Source organism: Marinitoga sp. 1155, from assembly GCF_001021175.1.
GTDB lineage: Bacteria > Thermotogota > Thermotogae > Petrotogales > Petrotogaceae > Marinitoga.
On sequence record NZ_AZAX01000033.1, the window covers coordinates 13,079 to 30,866 of the forward strand.

Here is a 17,788-nt window from a genome sequence, read left to right on the forward strand (position 1 = left end):
TAATTAGATTCAAAAAAAGAGAGGTGAAAATTATGGATTATTTTAGTTGTAGCGAAGATCCGTTGTCTAGACCGCCATAGCAGTATATAAAAAGGAGGAGATAATATGGTAAAATTTTATAGTAGAATTGAACACAAATTAGTGGAGGCAAAAAGCTTCTCTCAAGATGCATTAATAAAAGTTATAAATCCATCTCAAGATGAAATACATATGCTATCAAGTTTGTTGAATTTTGATCCTGATTTTATTAATGATTCACTTGATGATGATGAAAGATCTCGTATAGAAATTGATGAAGATACAATTTTATTAATATTAAAAGTTCCTATGAGAAATGAAGAAGATGAAAAAATACCATATAAAACAGTATCTCTTGGTATTATTATAGGAAAAAATTATATATTACTTTCAATGAAAAATGAAATAGATTTCATTGAGAAAATGATAGAAGCAAGTTTATTGAATCCTCATAAAAAAAGTAAAATGATTTTTCAAATTTTCTTTAAAAATGCAAAATTATTTCTGGATTATCTAAAAGAAATAAATAAAACTATCGACTTAGTTGAAGAAGAATTACATAAATCTATGAAAAATTATGAGTTAGAAACATTAATGTATCTTGAGAAAAGTTTAGTGTACTTCACTACATCATTAAGATCAAATGAGATAATGATGGAAAAATTGTTAAAAGGTAAGATTTTAGAATTATATGAAGATGATCAGGATTTATTGGAAGATACCTTAATCGAAAATAGACAGGCAATAGAAGTAACTAATATTTATAGTAATATCTTATCTGGTATGATGGATGCTTATGCATCAGTTATTTCAAATAATTTAAATATTGTTATGAAAATTTTGACAGTTGTAACCATATTGCTTCAAGTACCAACAATATTGACGAGTTTTTATGGAATGAATGTAAGATTACCGTTTCAAGAAAATCCTCTGGTATATATAAATATAATTATTTCATCATTAATAATCATGTTTATGACATTTTTGTGGTTTAAAGGAAAAAAATGGTTATGAAAAAATTGTTATAACAAAAGAAACTTCCTATGGAAGTTTCTTTTTATATTCTAAAGTAATTATATTTTAAAAATTTTTGGAGGGAGTATATTGAAATATAAGGAAAAAAATTTAGGCCAGATTTTTACACCATCACATATAGTTGAAAAAATGGTTGGTTTAATAAGATATGGAAAAAATATTTTAGAACCGGCTGTAGGGAATGGAAAATTTTTAAAACAATTAAAAAATTATAAAAATATTACATCTATAGAAATTGATAGGAGTTTTGCATTTGATATAATACCAGAAAACCTTCCGTCAATTATTTTCAGTGATTTTTTTGATTACTCAATAAAAAATAAATTTGACACAATTATTGGAAATCCTCCATATGTAAAATATTCAAATATAATTCCAGAAACCAGAAAAAAGTTAAAAAAATTTAATGTTTTATTTGATGGGAGAACAAACCTTTTTCTTTACTTTATTTATAAATCGTATCTTCATTTAAAAGAAAAAGGAGAAATCATATTTATTATACCAAGAGAATTATTTGATTTAACATCTGCTTTAAGACTCAATCAATTACTTCACGAGAATGGAACTTTTACACATATATATACTTTTGGAGATAAAAAAATATTTGGTAATGGGTTTTCACCAAATGTAATGATTTTTCGATATGAAAAAGGTAATATGTCTCATGAAACTATATATAATGATGAAAAAAGATATCAATATTGTTCAAAAGGTTTTATTTATTTTATAAAAGAAAAAAATTATTCCATGCATTTAAGCGATATTGCATATGTTAAAGTAGGGGGAGTAAGTGGGGCTGATGAAGTATTTGCTCATGAATCTGGAAATATAGAAGTTGTTTGTTCTTACACACAAAAAACAGGAAAAACTAAGAGGATGATTTATAATACTATTAATGATCACCTTCTAAAACATAAAGAAAAATTATTAAAAAGAAAAATTAAAAAATTTGATGAAAACAATTGGTGGAAATGGGGAAGAGATTTTTATATTTCTGATAACCCAAGAATATATGTAAATGCCAAAACAAGAAACAAAAAACCGTTTTTTATTCATGAATCAAAATATTATGATGGAAGTATTCTGGGTATTTTTCCAAAAAATCAAAATATTGATTTAGTAGAATTAAGAAATATGTTAAATGATTTAAATTGGGAAGAATTGGGTTTTATTTGCGACGGAAGATATATATTTACGCAAAAAAAATTAGAAAATGTAATATTACCAGAAGCTTTTCAAAAATTTATTTATAATAATAAAATTATTTAAAAGAAGATTAAATATAAAGACAAAATCCCCCATTTGGGGGATTTTTATATGAATATCAATGGAGGCAACGGTGGGATTTGAACCCACGAATAGCGATTTTGCAGACCGCCGCCTTAGACCCCTTGGCTACGTTGCCTTAACCGAATTTATTATACCATATTTATTATTAAGGTATATGGAAGAAAATATAAATTTTACTTAAAATCTTTCTTTTTTCTATAATACATTTGAATTCCAATTTCATCTAAATTTCTATTTTCTTCTCTCTGGTATTCTATTTTGTATTCCTCGAATTTTCTTTCCTTTAATTTTTCTAAAATAATTCTATTTTTACGAGCTTCTAGATATTCTTTTCTCTTTTCTTCTTCTATAGCAACTTTTTCTCTATATATATCACCTAATTTTATTTTTTCTTTTTCTAAAGATTCTAGATAAGATCTCCATTGCTGGATTTCCTGTATAGTCATCAAGTTTTGTGAAATTTGTTTAATAAATCTTTCATTTTCCAATTTTATTTTGTTATTTATGGCAACAAGCTTTTCCTCTGCTTTTATTCTTTCAGCAGTGGCTTCTAAAAAAATTCTTTTTGCTTCTTCTTCAAGACGTTCTCTTAAATTTTTTAATCTTTCAAGATTAAATTTAAATCTCATCAAATCACCATTATTTCAAGCCTAATTTTTCAAGTTTATAATATAAATTTCTTACAGTCAAACCCAATTTTCTGGCAGCAGCTGTTTTATTTCCCTGACAATCTTTCAATGTTTCTATAATAATATATTTTTCATATTCGTCTAATAATTCTTTTAATGTGCCATTTATTTTGTTCTTATCTAATTCTATGGTTTTTAATTCTGGCAGATGCATTGAAGTAATTATTGTGTCAGATTGAGACATGTTCATTAATGCTCTATCCAATACATTTTCAAGTTCTCTTATATTTCCTGGCCATTCATAACTCTCTAATATTTTTACAGCATCTTCTGAAAAATCATAAACTACCTTTTCATGTTTTTGATTTAATATATGCAATATCTGTTTTGCCATTTTTGGTATATCTTCTTTTCTTTCGCGTAATGCGGGAACCTCAATTGTAACTACTGATATTTTATAATAAAGTTTTCTGGAAAATTTTCCTATTGACATTAATTCCTTTAAATTTTCAGGAGTAGCAAAAATGATTTTGGCGTTCAGGCTTACTTTCTTATTTTTATAGAATACTTCTCCATCATTTAAAAGTTTTATCATTAAGTTTTGAACTTCTGGTCCCATTAAATGTGCGTTATCTATAAAAATAGTACCTTTTTCAGCTCTCTCTATTAGATTGTCTTCATTTTCAAAAAAATTTTCCAGCTGTTTTTTTTCATCTTGAAGTAATAAATTTGTGGATAAAAAAGGAAACTCTCTTCTTTTACTGTAATTATGAATGGCCTGAGCCAATATCTCCTTACCAACTCCTGCTTCTCCATACAATAAGATATTTACATTCGTATTAGCGGCTTTTTTTGATTGAAATACAACATTTTTCATTATCTCCGATTCGGCAACAATATCTTCAAATGTATATTTTGCTTCTTCTTTTTTTAAAAGTCTTTTTGTTGCTTCAAGTTCTCTGATTAATCTTTCTATCTCAGAAATATCATGAATAACACCTACACTTCCTTTGAATTCGCCTTTTACGAAAATAGGATTTACATTAATTAGAACTTCTTTTTTATTGGTAGACAATTTAGTTTTTACATTTAATATAGGTTGCTTTTCTCTTGCACATTTTATATGCATGCTTTCATGACCTTCTGCAATATCATATGTAGCTAATTTTCCTATTACCTCTTTTGGAGTTAAACCAGTAACCTTTGTGTATGCCTTATTTACCATAACTATTCTGCCTTCTTCATCGGCGACTGAAATAGCGTCATACGTGGAATCTATTATAGCCCTTAATAGAGAGTCTAATTCTCTTAAATTGGTTACTTCTTCTGCCAATTTTTGAATACTTGTTATATCTCTGAATATTGCCGCTGCTCCTATAATAATGTCCTCTTCGTCTCGTATAGGAAACCTGGATGTAACTATAACCTTTTTCCCAAGATTTTGAATTCTATCCAATTCTGGGATACCAGTTTTTAATACTATATGAAGTCTTGTGTCTGTTATAGTGTCGGTAACTTTTGTGTTTAAAGCCTTTTTTTTAGGAATTCCTAGTATTTTTGACGCTGAATTATTTAAAAAAATAATTTTCTCTTCATGATTAATAAGAATCACGGCTTCTTGAATGTCATCGAGAATCCTCATTATCATTTCGTCATTTTTCATTTTTATTCCCCCTATAACAATTTATGTTCTTGAATCCAGCCGTTAAGATCTAAATCTATCATTGTATTTATAACCTTTTCATATTCGGTTTGTTTTAAAAGTCTATTTATTTCAGGATATTCTTTTGCTTTATATACAGGCACATATTGATCCATTAAACTGACAAGAATATTTTTGTCTGTTTTAGAAATAAAATTTAAAGCATCTTTTGCTTCATCTATATTATTCGGTAAAACCAGAATTCTTATTATAAGTCCTTTTTTCATTATATTATTTTCAAAAACATATTCTCCTTTTATTTGAGAATACATTTCAACTATAGCATTCTTTGCAAATTGCCAATAATCAGGAGTTTTAGAGTATTTATTTGCAGCATATTGAGATGTGTATCTTATATCTGCAAGATATATATCAACAATACCATCTAAAAATTTTAACGTCTCGACAGTTTCATATGAGGAAGTATTCCATAATAAAGGTATTTTTAAACCACTTTCAATTGCTAAAATTAATGCATCATATATAAATGGTAAATATGGTGTAGCAGTTACCAAATCAATGTTTTGAACATTTTTTTCATTTTGAAGCCATATAAATTTCTTTGCCAACTCTTTTACTGAAAACTCTTTACCAAAACCTTTTTGCGAGAAATTAAAATTCTGGCAATATACGCACCTCATTGAACAATTACTAAAAAAAACGCCACCAGCACCTGTATTTCCTACCAAAGGGGGTTCTTCGCCTTTATATAATACAAATTCTGAAACTTTTATTTTATCTCCTACTTTACAAAAACCAATATTTTTATGTCTGTTTATTTTACAATTTTTAGGACATAAATCACATGAAACTAATTTTTCATATAATAAATCCCTTCTCTTATGTAAGTCTCGAGTTTCGTATAATTTAATATAGCCTGGGGTGTAATTCATTACAATGATAAACCTCCATCTATTCTGATAATCTGGCCTGTTATATATGATGAATCATCAGAAGCTAAAAATAAGACCACTTTAGCAACATCTTCAGGAGAACCAAATCTTTTTAACAGTATCCTTTTTAATGCTTCCTCTTTAAATTCTTCATTCAATTCCTTTGTCATATCTGTTTCTATAAATCCAGGTGCAACAGCGTTAACTCTTATCTGCTCACCTTTCATGGTTAACTCTTTAGCCCATGTCTTTGTCATTCCAATAACTCCCGCTTTGCTTGCGGAGTAATTGGTTTGGCCGATATTTCCATCTAATCCAACAACGCTTGATATATTTATAATTGATCCACTTTTCTGTTTCCTCATGAATTTTGCAACGGCTTTGGTAACTAAAAAAACCCCTTTTAAATTAACATTAATAACAAAGTCAAATTCTTCTTCTTTCATTAATAATAATAACGTATCTTTTGTAACGCCGGCATTATTTACAAGTACATCTATTCTTTTATATTCTTTAAATATTTCTTTAACTGCTTTATTTATTTCATCAGTATTTGATACATCAACTTTATAACCTTTAAATATTCCTTTTTTCATAGAATTTAATTCATTTTCCACATTTTTTAATGCATCAACATTTCTGGCAAAGCCTAAAACGGTAGCACCTTCTTCCACAAATTTTTTGCTTATTTCTTTTCCTATACCTCTATTTGCACCGGTTACTATACATATTTTATCCTTTAATTTCATTTTTTCCCTCCTAAACAAACTAATTTTTTAAAGATTCACAAACAATTTTTGTGTGAATTTGGATTTTTGAACTTCCTGTATACAACATATTATATCATAAATTTTATTAGACTTATCTTTTGTGATATAATTTAATAGTGAAAGGATGTGAGTAAATGGATCAGGATTTTAAAGTTTATAAGGAAGAAATAGAGAAAATTTTAAATAAAGATTTAAACAATTCTGAAGTAGAACTTTTAGAAAAAGCATATTTTTTAGCTAAAAATGCCCATGAAGGGCAAATGCGTGATTCAGGAGAACCTTTTTTTGAACATCCTAAAGCTGTTTCTAAAATATTGGCCGAATTAAAAATGGATATTGAAAGTATTGTGGCAGCCTTATTGCATGATGTTGTAGAAGATTGCGATGTTCCAATTGAAAAAATTAATAAAGAATTTGGAACGGATATTGGAAGAATTGTAGATGGTGTAACTAAAATTAGCAATCTGAAGTTAAATGAAAAACTAAATAAAGTTGACATGAAATCATTAGAAAAAATTGAAACGATCAGGAAAATGCTTCTTGCTATGTCCCATGACATAAGGGTTATTATAGTAAAGCTTTCAGATAGATTACATAATATGAGAACATTGCAATATGTGCCACATAAAAAACAAATAATAAAATCTCAGGAAACACTTAAGATATATGCTCCAATAGCTCATAGATTAGGTATTCATAAAATAAAAGCAGAATTAGAAGATTTATCCTTTAAATATTTATATCCAGAAGCTTATGAAGATTTAAAAAGAAAATTGGAAGAAAAAGTTAGAAATGTCCACGATAGAATGGAAGATTATAAAAAGATTATATTTGAAAATTTAGAAAAGCACAATATAAAAGCGACTTTACAGGGGAGAACAAAACATCTATATAGTATATGGGAAAAAATGTTGAGAAAAAACAAAAGCTTTGATGAAATTTACGATTTTATAGCATTAAGGATAATAACCGAGTCTCCAACTGCATGTTATGCGGCATTGGGGGTTGTACATTCGGTGTGGAGACCAGTTCCGGGAAGAATAAAAGATTATATAGCTGTTCCTAAATCAAATGGTTATAGGTCTATTCATACTACTGTTATTACAAACAAAGGTGAAACTTTAGAAATTCAAATCAGGGATTGGGAAATGCATGAAGAAAGCGAATATGGATTGGCTGCTCATTGGGCATATAAAGAAGGTGTGGATACCAAAAAATTATATTTTGTAAAAAGATTGATGGATTTACATAAAGAAATAGCCCAATCCGCTTTTAATTTGAACGATATAGAAGAAGAATTAAAGGCTCATGAGGTTTTTGTATTTACTCCAAAAGGTGAAATCTTGCATTTGCCATATGGTGCGACGCCTATAGATTTTGCATATGCGATACATACAAATGTTGGCAACCATTTTGCTGGTGCTAAGGTAAATGGAAAAATCGTTCCAATAAGCTATGAACTTCAAAATGGAGATATTGTGGAAATAATAGTAAATAGGAATTCTTCAGGTCCAAGTATAGACTGGTTAAAATATGCAAAATCTTCAAGAACTAAACATAAAATAAAAAGACATTATAGATTAAAAAATGAAAAAAATCTTGAAGAAAAAGGCAGGGAAAAACTCAGAGAAATTGCAAAAGAATTAAATATGTCCATAGATAAATTAATTCACGAAATAAAAGATAATCAAGTTTTTTGTGAAAAAAACAAAATAAAAAACGAAGAAGATTTATATATAAGATTAGGTTTTGGTGATGTAAATCCAAGGGAAATTTATAAGCTTTTTGAACCTAAAGATATTGAAATAAAAAAGGTAGAGGAAAATTTTCAAACTTCAAAAATATCTTATAAAAGAAAAGGAATTGGAGTTATAGTTGATGGTCAGGAAGGTATAGATGTGTATTTTGCAAAATGTTGTAATCCGGTATTAGGTGATGATATTATTGGGATAGTTAGTAGAAGAGGTATAGGAATTCACAGAAAAAATTGTATGAATATTAAAGAGGTTCCAATTTCAAGAGTAGTAAAAGTGTCCTGGATTGCAGAAGATTTAGAAAATTCTAAATTTATTACGCACTTACTTATAGAAATGGAAAACAAATCTGTGTTAAATGATATTAGAAAAAAAATAAAAATGGAAAAAGCGAATATAGAAATGTATGAAACTTCCAGAAAGGTTGACAGAATAGATTTAAAAATGAGGCTTTCGGTAAAAGATGTACAGCATTTAATGAGAGTTTTAACATCAATAAAAAATATAAAAGGTGTATATAGTGTAAGGAGGAGTTAGTATTGAGAGCAGTAGTTCAAAGGGTTAAAAAAGCTCATGTTGATGTTGAAGGGGAAACTGTTGGAAAGATAGATAAAGGTATTTTGGTGTTGCTTGGTGTTGGACAAAATGATGATGAAAAAGATATTGAATGGTTGGCCGATAAAATTCTTAATTTAAGAATTTTTGAAGATAATGAAGGAAAAATGAATCTATCTTTACTGGATATAAAAGGAGAAATCTTAATTGTTTCTCAATTCACTTTATATGGTGATTGTAGAAAGGGTCGAAGACCATCATATTCTTCAGCGGCAAAACCTGATAAGGGGAAAGAATATTATGAAAAATTTATAGAATTTATAGAAAATAAATATAAAATTAATGTCGAAAAAGGTGTTTTTCAGGCAGAAATGGAAGTTAACCTAATTAATGATGGACCTGTTACATTGTTACTTGATTCTGAAAAAACTTTTTAGATAGAGTATTTAGTGATTTTTTGACAAAATATTAAAATTTATCAATAAAACATTGGAGGTGTTATTATGAAAGAAGTAGAAGTAACTGTATTTGTGTATTCAGAACAACCATTTGATGTACATATTAGCGCAGAAGGAGCAGAATATGGAATTACTCCTCAAAATATATATAAAATATATAAAGGTGAAGAAAAACCAGCTAAAGGGATTGTTGTTAAATTCAAGATGCCTGATGGCACAAAAAAATATGTACGAGCTGAATAGAGGAGGCACATATGAGAAATTTGTATTTAATAGATGGAAGTGGGGTTGCTTATAGAGCTTTTTTTGCACTAGATCCTAATCTTAAAACTACATCAGGAATACCCACAAATGCTATTTATGGGGTTACAAAGATGATTTTAAAAATTTTAGAAAAATATGTAATAAAAAATGAAGATGCCATTATTTTTGTAATGGATAAAAAAACAACTACATACAGGCATAAATTACTTGAAAGTTATAAAGCGAATAGACCGGAAACACCTAAAATTTTCAAAGATCAAATACCTTATATTCTGGAAATTGTAAATGCTTTAGGTATTAAAACAATTGCTGAAGAAGGTTATGAGGCTGATGATGTAATTGCAACACTGGCTTTAAATGGACAGAAAATATTTAATCAAATATATGTACTATCATCTGATAAGGATTTAATGCAATTGGTAAATGATAAAATAAAAATGCTCAGAATAGGTAGAGGAATTACCGATATTAGAGAATATGATGTAAATAAAGTTTATGAAAAATATGGATTTGGTCCGGAAAAAATTCAGGATTTTTTAGCTTTAACTGGAGATGCTGTTGATAATATTCCTGGAGTTAAGGGAATTGGAGAGAAGACTGCAACTAAATTAATAAAAGAATTTGGTTCATTAGAAGAGATATATAAAAATGTTAGAAATACAACGAAATTTATACAAAAGAAACTTATCGAAGGAAAAGAAATGGCGTTTTTAAGTAAAAAGCTTGTTCAACTGGTTACTGATGTTCCGTTGGAAATAAATTGGGAAAGTTATGTATACAGGGGATTTAATGAAACTTTAGAAGATTTACTCAATGAATTTGAATTTAAATCTATAATTAGAGAGTTGGGTTTTAAAGAACAGAAAAAAGTTATAAAAATCAGCAATCTTCCAGAGATTGAGGATCTATCTTCTAAAGGAGAATATGAATTATTAACAAAAAAAGATTTAAATAAGATTTTAGATTTAATTAAAAAACAGGATATTATTTCCTTTGACTTAGAAACTACATCTATTGATCCTTATCAGGCGGAAATACTTGGCATTGCAATATCTTTTGAACCTAAAAAAGGATACTATATAGATATATCAAACGAAGGTAATGAAGCTAAAAAAAGTATTTTAAAAAAATTATGGGATATATTAAAAGAAAAAAATTTAGTTGGACAAAATTTAAAATATGATTTATCAATTATGAAAACAACTGGATTTAAGATGAAAACACCTTATTTTGATACAATGATTGCTGCATATTTAATTTCTCCAGATTCAAGAAGATTTAATATGGATGATCTGGCAAAAAAGTATTTAAATTATGAGACTATAAAATACAATGAAGTCGTAAATGAAACATTATTTGCAAACACTCTAAAAGATGTAGATTCAAAAAAAGTGGCAGAATATTCAGGTGAAGACGCAGATATTACTTTAAGACTATTTCATATTTTAAGACCGAAAATTTATGAATTTGGATTAGAAAAGGTTATGTTTGAGATAGAAAATCCTCTAATTCCTGTTTTGGCTAAAATGGAATTAAATGGTGTTTATTTTGATATTCCATATTTAAAAAAATTAGAGAAAGAATATACAGATATATCAAACAATATATTACGAGAAATAAAAGAAATAGCTGGTTATGGAATAAACCCGAATTCACCCAAGCAAATAAGAGAATTGTTATTTGAAAAGCTGGGATTAGTTCCAAAAAAGAAGACAAAAGGTGGTCAATTTTCTACAAATGCACAGGTTTTGGAAGAAATGAAAGATGATCATCCAATTATTCGGAAAATATTGGATTTTAGAAAATATCAGAAATTATTATCAACGTATATTCAATCAATTCCAAAATTGGTTAACAAAAAGACGAAAAGGGTACATACATCATTTAATCAAACAGGTACAGCTACAGGAAGATTAAGCAGTAGCGATCCAAATCTTCAAAATTTACCTATTAGAGATGTAGAAGGAGAAAAAATAAGAAAAGCTGTAAAGGCGGAAAAAGATGGTTATATTCTTTTAAGTGCTGATTATTCCCAAATCGAACTACGTGTATTGGCTCATATGAGTAAAGATCCTGTTTTAATTGAGTCATTCAAAAATAATTTAGATATTCATACAATAACGGCTGCAAAACTTTTTGATGTTTCAGAAGAACAGGTTGATCATAAAATGAGACAAATTGGAAAAATGATTAATTTTTCAATTATTTATGGAGTTTCTTCTTATGGATTATCAGAACGAACTGGAGTTTCTATTAATGATGCAGGAATATTTATAAAAAAATATTTTGAGTTATATAAGAGTGTAGAAGAATATCAACATAAAATTTTATCAGATCTTTCAAAGAATGGATATGTTGAAACATTATTTGGTAGGAAAAGATTTTTAAATAATCTAAGATTAAATAAAAATGATTTAAAAAGAATGGCTGTAAATACTCCTATTCAAGGGACTGCGTCTGATATAATGAAATTAGCTATGATAAAATTAGATAAAGAATTGCCAGAATATGCTAAAATGATACTTCAGGTTCATGATGAAATAGTTATAGAATTACCTGAAGATAAAAAGGAAGAAGTCGCTAATATTGTTAAGAAAATTATGGAGAATGCCGTTACTTTAGAGGTTCCGCTGAAGGTTGATATAAATATATCAGAAAGGTGGACTAAGTGAGGCGATTTTAATGAAAAAAATATTATTTTTTTTGATCATTATTTTTAGTATAATATCTTTTGGATATATCTCTATAGATTTTAATTTTATTTTCTCATTTGGTAGTACCGGCACTTCATATAGCCAGTATGTGAAATTGCACTATATAGATGATTCAATGATTTCAACCGTCACATTTCATTTAAAGCGATATCCTCAGGAAATTATAATAAATGATGAAAAGTATAATGTCTTTTCAAGTTCTCAAAAATTTATTACTGGTTCCGGAATTTTAAAAGTAAAGTATAAAGATAAAACTTATGAATTTTTGTTAAATAATGAAGAATTAAATATTAGTTTAGATAAAGAAATATATCCAGTTATAAAAATAGAATCTTATACCAAAGAAGTTTCACCAAATGACGATTGGTATAATGACAGATTGAAAATTCTATTATACTCAAATACATATGCAACTATAAAATTAGATAAATATAAGAAAAGTATATACCCGGGAAAGAATGAAATTTATTTCCCTATAAATTATGAAGATGGAAATTATAAGATTAAAATCCTCATTTTTAATGAAAGAGGAAGTTACGAACAGGATATAACTATCAAAGTAAACAGGCAAAAAAGAACACTAACAAAATATATAGTTTTAGGGATACTTGGATTATTTTTAGGAATGATTACATATATTTCAATAAAATAAAGAGGCTTAAGCCTCTTTATTTTATTTTGAACTTAAAAAATTATCCACTTCATTTCTTGTTGGAATTGAAGATTGAGCACCTTTTCTAGTTACGGAAATTCCAGCAGCAGCGGCAGCAAATTTAATAGCTTCTTTTATATTTTTTCCTTCTTCTAATGCAACGGCAAGCGCACCATTAAACACATCTCCTGCAGCAGTTGTGTCTACAACTTTATGCATTTTAAATACAGGAATTTTTAATATAGAATTCCTATTATACAAAATAATCTCCTTTTCACCGCGTTTTAAAATTATGTTTTTGACTCCTAATCCAAAAAAATTCCTTAAAGTTTCTTTTAATTGCTTTTCCGGGTTTAAATTAAAAAATGTTTCTGATAGATATTTGAATTCTTCCTCGTTTGGGGTAAAATAATCAACATATTCAAAAATTTCCTTTTTAATATTTTGAGCTGGAGCAGGGTCAAATATAATTATTTTCTTTTTTGACTTAAGAGTTTTAGCTATGTGAAAAGACGTTTCAAACGGTATTTCATTTTGAAGTAAAAAATACTTATATTCCTTTAATATATCTAATTTGTTTTCAACAATTTCTGGTGTAATAAAACTGTTGGCTCCCTCGAAAATTATTATTCTATTACATCCGCTTTTTGTAACTTCAATATATGCTCTTCCTGTTGGTAAGTCGGTATACACATAACCTTTTATTCCGAATTTATCGAAATTCACTGCCAGAGATTTACCAAAATCATCATTTCCTAATGACGTAAAAAAATAAACATCATTATTTGAAAGCTTTGCAGCAGTTACAGCTTGATTAGCACCTTTTCCCCCTGGGAAATATTCTAAAGAAATAGCTTTTTGGGTTTCACCAGGATTTGTAAATTTTTCAACTGTTAAAACTATATCCATATTTGAACTTCCAATTACACCTATCATTGTCTCTCCCCCTCACGCACACTATTTAATATACTTAATTAATTTTTGATATAACATATCTAAATAAATCGCAGAATATAATATAGATCCTCTTATTGTAATTAAATCCCAATCTGAAAAATATGTTTCTTCATTTCTATTATTCCCTAAATAAAAATAAGAAATCAAATCAAAACTTCTTTCTCCCTTGTCGCCATCACCTATAGTTTCATCAGTATTCGAAATATAAAGAAAGTCTGCATCTATTAAAACATGTGTTAAACCAAAAGATAATGCGTATATATTTCCATTTGAAATCTCTGCTCTAAATGATCCTGGAAAAAATTTTGACTCCTGATACATTATTGCGAGTATCAACTCAACAGGTATATGGTTTAATTTAATAACTTCCGGATATAACTCTGAACCTGTATACTGCAATCTTTTTAGTTCTATATCTGAATTTGTATATGCATAAGCAATATCAACAAGAAATTTTGAGTAAAATAATATATTGTCGTCATTGAATGTAATGTCTTTAAAAAATTTATCATACCAATACTTGAAAAGATAATTATTTGAATAATCTCTTTTAATGAGATTATAAACTTTATTAACTAAAAAATCTCTTTTTTCATAACTTTTTATTGTATTTGGATTTAAAAATTCAAAATCACGATCATTTTTAATAGGATTTGTTGGAATTTTTGAATCGAAAGCATCAATAAAAAAATTTTTATTAGAATTGTCTGAGAATCTATTTATAATATTATTTACATATTCTTTTATTCTATCATCATCAGAAACTAATGATTTAACACTAATTACTTTTGTTGGTGGAGTGTTTATTTTCCCAATAAAATACTTATAATTATATAAAACATTATCATCATAGTCATCCCCGTTTTCATTTGCTAATTTTTTTAAGTTTTCAAATGAATACCCACCTCCACGGTTATATCCAGTCGCAATTAATCTGATTAATAACTCTTTTTGTGAGTTAGTTAAATCATTAAAGTTAGTATCTTCTACTTTAATTGGTTGTTTTATACATGAAGATAAGATGAATACTAATATTAGTATAAATATTATTTTTAATTTCATAATATCACTCCTTTGAATTATTATACCATAAAATTTATATACATAAGCATACTCTCTTATACTTACGCATACTTATAATAAAAAGGAATAATCATGAAAGTTTCTTCATACTCGCCAATTTTTCTAAGATTTTTCATTTTGAGAAATTGAAAACAAAATGTATAATAAACATTGTCGAGTTTATTTTATTTAAAGGAGGAGATAATATGCCAATTAATTTAAAAGGAAGAAGTTTATTATCATTGAAAGATTATAAACCAGAAGAAATAAAATATTTATTAGATTTAGCTTTTGATTTAAAATCTAAGAAAAGAGCAGGCATTAGAACTGAAACATTAAAAGGTAAAAATATAGTATTGATTTTCGATAAAACATCTACAAGGACCAGAACCGCATTTGAGGTTGCTGCTTTAGATGAAGGAGCTCATGTAACATTCTTAACAAATAGTCAAATGGGTAAAAAAGAATCTATTGAAGATACGGCTAAAGTTTTAGGAAGAATGTACGATGGTATTGAATACAGAGGATTTAAACAGAAAGTTGTAGAAGATTTGGCAAAGTATTCAGGTGTTCCTGTTTGGAATGGACTAACAGATGAAGCTCATCCTACTCAAGGATTAGCAGATGTAATGACAATGATGGAATTTATACATAAACCATTAAATCAAATGAAAGTGGTTTTTATTGGGGATACGAGAAATAACGTTGCAAATACATTAATGAGAATTTCTGCAAAATTAGGAATGCATTATGTAGCTGTAGGACCTGAATCATTAAAACCTTCTGATGAAATGATGAACGAAGCTTTAGAAACTGCTAAAGAAACTGGTGCTGTAATTGAATATACTTCCGAATTAGATGGAGTTAAAGGGGCTGATGTAATATATACTGATGTATGGGTATCAATGGGAGAAGAAGATAAAATGCCAGAGAGAGTTGAACTATTAACCCCATATAGAGTTGACATGGATTTAATTAAAAAAACAGAAAATCCAAATGTAATTTTCTTACATTGTCTTCCATCATTCCATGATTTTGAAACAATTGTTGCTAAAGAAGCTAAAGAAAGAGGTCTTGATATTAGGGAAGTTACAGATGAAGTATTTAGAAGCAGACATTCAAAAGTTTTTGATCAAGCTGAAAACAGAATGCATACAATAAAAGCTATTATGATAGCTACACTATAAAATTTAGCAGGGGAGGAATTTATATGAAAAGATTAGCCGTTGTTGCCATTGGGGGAAATGCAGTTAACAGACCTGGTGAAAAACCAACTGCAGAAAATATGTTTAAAAACATAAGAACAACTGCATCCTATCTGGCTGACATGATTGATATGGGATATGACCTGGTAATAACACATGGAAACGGTCCACAAGTGGGAAACTTATTATTACAGCAGGATATCGCTAAGGAAACTATTCCACCATTTCCTATGGATGTATTAGGTTCAATGACACAGGGATATTTAGGTTATATGATCGTTCAGGAATTAAAAAATATTCTAAATGAAAGAAAAATAAATAGAGATGTTGCTGCGGTTGTTACACAAATTGTAGTAGATAAAAATGATCCTGGATTCCAAAATCCTTCAAAACCTGTAGGTCCGTTTTATACAGAAGAAGAAGCTAAAAAAATAATGGAAGAAAAGGGTTGGATGTTTAAAGAAGATTCAGGAAGAGGTTGGAGAAGAGTAGTTCCATCACCAATTCCATTAGATGCAATTGAAAAAAATACTATAAAAGATTTAGTAGAGAATGACGTGATTGTAGTAGCAGGAGGAGGAGGAGGAATACCTGTAATTATTGAAGAAAATGGTGAAATAAAAGGAGTAGAAGCTGTTATTGACAAAGATAGAGCTTCTGCGTTATTAGCAAAGATTTTAAATGCTGATGAATTTATTATTCTTACAGCTGTTGAAAAAGTTTATCTAAATTTCAATAAACCAGATCAAAAAGCATTAGATACAATAACTATTGAAGAAGCAGAAAAATATATAGCAGAAGGTCACTTTGCAAAAGGTAGTATGTTGCCTAAAATAGAATCATGTGTATCCTTTGTAAAAGACGCTAAAAAGCCAGCATTAATCACAGATATGGAAAAATTAAAAGAAGCTTTAGAAGGAAAAACAGGAACAAAAATAATACCATAATAAAATTTTAGAACTAAAACCATTGTCTGGATTGTGAATCTCTCCCTCTCCCCACAATCCAGACCTTTTTATTTAAAAAGCTGTTTTTTAAAAGGAGGATTAAAATGTATATTTTTTTAGATTATGATGGGACATTGATAAAAAATGAAGAAAATGAATTCCAAAAGATATACTTTAAGAGTTTTTTAAAATATACAGGGTTTAAAGAAAAAAAAATAATAGATATAATTTATGAATGTACGGTTGAACTTATTAAAAGAGTTGAAGGAAAAGAAAATAACTTAGATTATTATTTAAACTCTCTTTCCAAAAAAACAGGAAAAAGTCAAAAATATTGGTATAATATTTTTCTAAATTATTATGAAAATGATTTTCCAAAATTAAAAGAAATAGTTGTTCCAAATTTTGATTTAATAAATAAAATAAAAACATCAAAACATAAGTTTATTTTTGCATCTAATCCTGTATTTCCAGAAATTGCCGTTCATCATAGAATAAATTTTATAGGTTTATCACCAAATAATTTTATTTATGTATCAACGATGGAAAACTCCCATTTTTGTAAACCAAATCCAAAATATTTTATGGAAGTTCTTGAAAAATTGAATATAAATGCAAAAGATTGTATTATGATTGGAGATACAGACTTTGATAGATCTTCCTTGAAAGTGGGAATTGAATTTATACATATTAATGAAGAAAATAAATGGAAGGAAATTTTATAATATATAAATGAAAAAAAGCAGCCAAAGGCTGCTTTTTTATTGGTGGCGGCGAAGAGACTCGAACTCTTGACACTGCGGGTATGAACCGCATGCTCTAGCCAACTGAGCTACGCCGCCATAAAAAAAATGGTAGCGGGGGCAGGATTTGAACCTACGAC

At 28.0% G+C, this 17,788-nt stretch carries 16 protein-coding genes and 2 tRNA genes; 10 read left to right on the forward strand and 8 right to left on the reverse strand.

Annotated elements, in window-relative coordinates; genetic code table 11:
• Positions 1 to 105 precede the first annotated feature (105 nt).
• Both X274_RS09260 and X274_RS09265 read left to right on the forward strand, forming a co-directional pair.
• Entirely contained in the window at positions 106 to 1,032 is a 927-nt protein-coding gene (locus X274_RS09260) for a magnesium transporter CorA family protein (protein ID WP_047266552.1), read from the forward strand.
• A gap of 150 nt (positions 1,033 to 1,182) precedes the next feature.
• Complete coding sequence (locus tag X274_RS09265) at positions 1,183 to 2,322, forward strand: Eco57I restriction-modification methylase domain-containing protein (protein WP_084822721.1); 1,140 nt, start codon at positions 1,183 to 1,185, stop codon at positions 2,320 to 2,322.
• Positions 2,323 to 2,381: 59 nt separating this feature from the next.
• On the opposite strand, the gene X274_RS09270 is transcribed toward X274_RS09265, so the two are convergent.
• The 5 genes from X274_RS09270 to fabG form a co-directional block, all read right to left on the reverse strand.
• Positions 2,382 to 2,458 (reverse strand) — tRNA-Cys (locus X274_RS09270).
• A 58-nt stretch (positions 2,459 to 2,516) separates the two neighbouring features.
• Positions 2,517 to 2,972 (reverse strand): flagellar export protein FliJ, encoded by a 456-nt coding sequence (gene fliJ / locus X274_RS09275; protein ID WP_047266554.1) that lies wholly within the window; start codon positions 2,970 to 2,972, stop codon positions 2,517 to 2,519.
• 10 nt (positions 2,973 to 2,982) lie between these two features.
• On the reverse strand, positions 2,983 to 4,635 hold the full coding sequence (locus X274_RS09280) for a sigma-54-dependent Fis family transcriptional regulator (protein ID WP_052913275.1): 1,653 nt from the start codon (positions 4,633 to 4,635) through the stop codon (positions 2,983 to 2,985).
• Positions 4,636 to 4,646: 11 nt separating this feature from the next.
• Positions 4,647 to 5,567, reverse strand: coding sequence for a radical SAM protein (locus X274_RS09285; RefSeq protein ID WP_052913276.1), 921 nt, complete (start codon positions 5,565 to 5,567; stop codon positions 4,647 to 4,649).
• Entirely contained in the window at positions 5,567 to 6,316 is a 750-nt protein-coding gene (fabG, locus tag X274_RS09290) for a 3-oxoacyl-[acyl-carrier-protein] reductase (RefSeq protein ID WP_047266555.1), read from the reverse strand. Before fabG ends, X274_RS09285 begins: the two co-directional genes overlap by 1 nt.
• A 155-nt stretch (positions 6,317 to 6,471) precedes the next feature.
• On the opposite strand from fabG, the gene X274_RS09295 reads away from it, so the two are divergent.
• The 5 genes from X274_RS09295 (at position 6,472) to X274_RS09315 (ending at position 12,734) form a co-directional block, all read left to right on the forward strand.
• On the forward strand, positions 6,472 to 8,628 hold the full coding sequence (locus X274_RS09295; protein WP_047266556.1) for a RelA/SpoT family protein: 2,157 nt from the start codon (positions 6,472 to 6,474) through the stop codon (positions 8,626 to 8,628).
• Positions 8,629 to 8,630: 2 nt separating this feature from the next.
• On the forward strand, positions 8,631 to 9,083 hold the full coding sequence (gene dtd / locus X274_RS09300; RefSeq protein ID WP_047266557.1) for a D-aminoacyl-tRNA deacylase: 453 nt from the start codon (positions 8,631 to 8,633) through the stop codon (positions 9,081 to 9,083).
• Positions 9,084 to 9,149: 66 nt separating this feature from the next.
• Positions 9,150 to 9,347 carry a hypothetical protein gene (locus X274_RS09305; protein WP_047266558.1) on the forward strand — a complete coding sequence of 66 codons (198 nt, stop codon included), beginning with the start codon at positions 9,150 to 9,152 and terminating at the stop codon, positions 9,345 to 9,347.
• Positions 9,348 to 9,358: 11 nt separating this feature from the next.
• Positions 9,359 to 12,040: a DNA polymerase I gene (gene polA, locus X274_RS09310; RefSeq protein ID WP_047266559.1), complete on the forward strand. Its 2,682-nt coding sequence runs from the start codon at positions 9,359 to 9,361 to the stop codon at positions 12,038 to 12,040.
• A gap of 10 nt (positions 12,041 to 12,050) precedes the next feature.
• Complete coding sequence (locus tag X274_RS09315) at positions 12,051 to 12,734, forward strand: hypothetical protein (protein ID WP_047266560.1); 684 nt, start codon at positions 12,051 to 12,053, stop codon at positions 12,732 to 12,734.
• Between the two features lie 21 nt (positions 12,735 to 12,755).
• On the opposite strand, the gene rbsK is transcribed toward X274_RS09315, so the two are convergent.
• Together rbsK and X274_RS09325 are read right to left on the reverse strand one after the other, a co-directional pair.
• Positions 12,756 to 13,670, reverse strand: a complete 915-nt coding sequence (gene rbsK, locus X274_RS09320; protein WP_047266561.1) for a ribokinase — start codon at positions 13,668 to 13,670, stop codon at positions 12,756 to 12,758.
• 21 nt (positions 13,671 to 13,691) lie between these two features.
• Positions 13,692 to 14,753, reverse strand: coding sequence for a hypothetical protein (locus X274_RS09325; protein WP_047266562.1), 1,062 nt, complete (start codon positions 14,751 to 14,753; stop codon positions 13,692 to 13,694).
• A gap of 206 nt (positions 14,754 to 14,959) precedes the next feature.
• Here X274_RS09325 and argF point away from each other — a divergent pair, with 206 nt between their 5' ends.
• The 3 genes from argF (at position 14,960) to X274_RS09340 (ending at position 17,630) form a co-directional block, all read left to right on the forward strand.
• Positions 14,960 to 15,940 (forward strand): ornithine carbamoyltransferase, encoded by a 981-nt coding sequence (gene argF / locus X274_RS09330; RefSeq protein ID WP_047266563.1) that lies wholly within the window; start codon positions 14,960 to 14,962, stop codon positions 15,938 to 15,940.
• A 23-nt stretch (positions 15,941 to 15,963) separates the two neighbouring features.
• Positions 15,964 to 16,905 carry a carbamate kinase gene (arcC, locus tag X274_RS09335; RefSeq protein WP_047266564.1) on the forward strand — a complete coding sequence of 314 codons (942 nt, stop codon included), beginning with the start codon at positions 15,964 to 15,966 and terminating at the stop codon, positions 16,903 to 16,905.
• A 104-nt stretch (positions 16,906 to 17,009) separates the two neighbouring features.
• On the forward strand, positions 17,010 to 17,630 hold the full coding sequence (locus tag X274_RS09340) for an HAD family hydrolase (RefSeq protein ID WP_047266565.1): 621 nt from the start codon (positions 17,010 to 17,012) through the stop codon (positions 17,628 to 17,630).
• A gap of 40 nt (positions 17,631 to 17,670) precedes the next feature.
• Here the strand turns inward: X274_RS09340 and X274_RS09345 are convergent.
• A tRNA-Met gene (locus X274_RS09345) sits at positions 17,671 to 17,747 on the reverse strand.
• Positions 17,748 to 17,788 lie beyond the last annotated feature (41 nt).

Coding starts and splice junctions, on each gene's coding strand:
- X274_RS09260 (WP_047266552.1), top strand. CDS start 106: ATGGTAAAATTTTATAGTAGAATTGAACACAAATTAGTGGAGGCAAAA.
- X274_RS09265 (WP_084822721.1), top strand. CDS start 1,183: ATGGTTGGTTTAATAAGATATGGAAAAAATATTTTAGAACCGGCTGTA.
- fliJ (WP_047266554.1), bottom strand. CDS start 2,972: ATGAGATTTAAATTTAATCTTGAAAGATTAAAAAATTTAAGAGAACGT.
- X274_RS09280 (WP_052913275.1), bottom strand. CDS start 4,635: ATGAAAAATGACGAAATGATAATGAGGATTCTCGATGACATTCAAGAA.
- X274_RS09285 (WP_052913276.1), bottom strand. CDS start 5,567: ATGAATTACACCCCAGGCTATATTAAATTATACGAAACTCGAGACTTA.
- fabG (WP_047266555.1), bottom strand. CDS start 6,316: ATGAAATTAAAGGATAAAATATGTATAGTAACCGGTGCAAATAGAGGT.
- X274_RS09295 (WP_047266556.1), top strand. CDS start 6,472: ATGGATCAGGATTTTAAAGTTTATAAGGAAGAAATAGAGAAAATTTTA.
- X274_RS09305 (WP_047266558.1), top strand. CDS start 9,150: ATGAAAGAAGTAGAAGTAACTGTATTTGTGTATTCAGAACAACCATTT.
- polA (WP_047266559.1), top strand. CDS start 9,359: ATGAGAAATTTGTATTTAATAGATGGAAGTGGGGTTGCTTATAGAGCT.
- X274_RS09315 (WP_047266560.1), top strand. CDS start 12,051: ATGAAAAAAATATTATTTTTTTTGATCATTATTTTTAGTATAATATCT.
- rbsK (WP_047266561.1), bottom strand. CDS start 13,670: ATGATAGGTGTAATTGGAAGTTCAAATATGGATATAGTTTTAACAGTT.
- X274_RS09325 (WP_047266562.1), bottom strand. CDS start 14,753: ATGAAATTAAAAATAATATTTATACTAATATTAGTATTCATCTTATCT.
- argF (WP_047266563.1), top strand. CDS start 14,960: ATGCCAATTAATTTAAAAGGAAGAAGTTTATTATCATTGAAAGATTAT.
- arcC (WP_047266564.1), top strand. CDS start 15,964: ATGAAAAGATTAGCCGTTGTTGCCATTGGGGGAAATGCAGTTAACAGA.
- X274_RS09340 (WP_047266565.1), top strand. CDS start 17,010: ATGTATATTTTTTTAGATTATGATGGGACATTGATAAAAAATGAAGAA.